We start from the raw sequence: 1,961 nt of genomic DNA, 5'->3' as shown, positions 1-1,961 counted from the left end.
GATGGCGTATACATGATGTATTATTGGGTTAGTGGGAAGGGTTGGTTAGCTATTGAGAGGACTCTAGCCGGTTCGGTGGCTAATGTTGCATTATTCATACTGTTGGCTGGTAGGCTTGGCTTATACGCTGCCGTGGTGGGTGCATATGCTGGTGCTGCTGTGACTATGATTCTTTACTGGGTTAATAATAGGCCGTGGGGGTTTAAAATGGGGGCCACTGGTGCATTATCAGTATTGTTCCCAGCATTATCAGCATCATTATTCGTAGTCTATGATCCTGTGCTTAAGTGGCCTATACCCCAGTTAACCCTAATGATTGCCTTCACCCTAATCATGATTATTATTAAGCCCGTGGAGAGGGAGGTACTTGAGGATGCGCCGCGCTTCCTCAAGCTTATACTCAAGGCCTTTGCTTAACTTAAGCACCTACGGCCTATTACCAGTAGCCTAGCCTTCCTAACAGCAGCCACTGTGGCTAAGGCTAGTATTAGGATTACTGTTGAGGTTAATATTGGGGTTAGCCTAATACCCCACGGCGTGTAATTAAGTATTAGGCCAATAAGAGGCTCCACTGCTAGGCTTAGGCCTATGGATAAGGCAAGCCTCTCCAATGGCGTTAACTCATCACCCCTTGGGTAAAGTGCCTCAACGAGGGTGTAGCCTGGTAGGAAGAGTACTATTAATGCACCTAGGGCGTACCTAAGGTAGATTAATGGTGGGTTATGAATTAATATGACTGAGGCCAGTGAAGTGGCTGTTAAGGCCACTATCACCCAGTACCATAATCCACTCACTGTGAAGAAGTATGGTAGCAGGTTATCGTAGGGGTAATCCTCAATATCAATAACACCACTCTTCCAGAGCCTTAAAACCTCATAGGCTGCCTGACCCCTTGAAATATTAAAACGCGCTGCAACATCATTAACAAGCTCATTAACGCTCATGCACTCACCCCCCTTAACCCTCTCGGTAATGTAATCATCAATGCTCATTAACCCACCCCAGTGGCGTTGAACCATAATTGCACATACTCCCCAGTGTACGTTAACGTTAAGTTAACTGGATTATACAGCCAGAGTTCAGCCAGCAACCTATAGGACCCAGTGTTATTAATAGTTAAGTTAAGCGGCGCCACCCACGACTGATTATTCAGGAGAATCCTCTCATAGGTTAAGAGTGGTGTAGCGTTTAACGGTGGTTGGGCGGTATTACTTGCATTAAGTAGGTAAACCTTAACTACATACCAAATGGGCTTATTCATGTGATTATACACAAATACGTATAGGCTTAATGAAGTATTAACGTAGACTACTGATGGGTAACCACCAATCCTACCACCAGGCCCAAGTAGGCCTATTGCCGAGAAAGCCTCAGCCTCCCTACTAACCACAGACTGCGCTGTAATGAATACTGCGAGGATTATGATTAAGGCAAGCACTATTGCAGCAGCCTCCTCATTATAGATTAGCGTCCTAGCCCTACCTGAACCAACCTTAACCACACTACTCCCCCTAAACCTAAGCCAAATACTACCAATTAATTCACGGCGCTTAACGTAGATTAAGGCTATAATGGCGATTAAGGCGATTACTAATGAACCATACTCAACACTCACCACCAGGGTATGAAGCCTAGCATTAGCCTCCAGTGAGGGTACTTGACTCATAATTGAATTAACAATAGCCACCGCACCCTTAACCTCACCCCTCTGGGTTAGGTTAATTGCATTATTAAGCTCATTAACCAGCACAGTAACATTAGCACCCTCAACACTCAACCTAGTTACATTACCGTAAGCATAAAGCAGCTCCTCAACCTGAGCCCCCACAAGGGGCATAAAGGCCACTACAGTAAGCAGCATTAACACCATTAAGGCCCTAATCCTCATCAAACCCACCCCATAAGGCCAGTATTTATACCTTCACACAATACCTTCAATTCTTTCTTAGCTTCTTGTGAAT

Annotated in this window: 3 protein-coding genes; 1 reads left to right on the top strand and 2 read right to left on the bottom strand. The window is 45.0% G+C overall.

The genetic code is table 11. From position 1 onward, the window contains the following. The coding region (locus BP896_RS02600; RefSeq protein WP_291765344.1) for a hypothetical protein at positions 1-417 on the top strand (417 nt) is incomplete at its 5' end. Here BP896_RS02600 and BP896_RS02595 read toward each other — a convergent pair. Next, the gene (locus BP896_RS02595; RefSeq protein WP_291765342.1) at positions 414-992 is read right to left on the bottom strand and encodes a DUF1616 domain-containing protein; all 579 of its coding nucleotides are present in this window, start codon (positions 990-992) and stop codon (positions 414-416) included. The genes BP896_RS02600 and BP896_RS02595 overlap by 4 nt on opposite strands. Beyond that, positions 992-1,888: a DUF1616 domain-containing protein gene (locus BP896_RS02590; RefSeq protein ID WP_291765340.1), complete on the bottom strand. Its 897-nt coding sequence runs from the start codon at positions 1,886-1,888 to the stop codon at positions 992-994. Before BP896_RS02590 ends, BP896_RS02595 begins: the two co-directional genes overlap by 1 nt. Positions 1,889-1,961 lie beyond the last annotated feature (73 nt).

Source organism: Caldivirga sp. UBA161, from assembly GCF_002506515.1.
GTDB lineage: Archaea > Thermoproteota > Thermoprotei > Thermoproteales > Thermocladiaceae > Caldivirga.
The sequence above is the reverse complement of the archived record's forward strand: the minus strand, read 5'-3'. Positions and strand labels throughout refer to the sequence as shown.

Coding starts and splice junctions, on each gene's coding strand:
- BP896_RS02595 (WP_291765342.1), bottom strand. CDS start 992: ATGAGCATTGATGATTACATTACCGAGAGGGTTAAGGGGGGTGAGTGC.
- BP896_RS02590 (WP_291765340.1), bottom strand. CDS start 1,888: ATGAGGATTAGGGCCTTAATGGTGTTAATGCTGCTTACTGTAGTGGCC.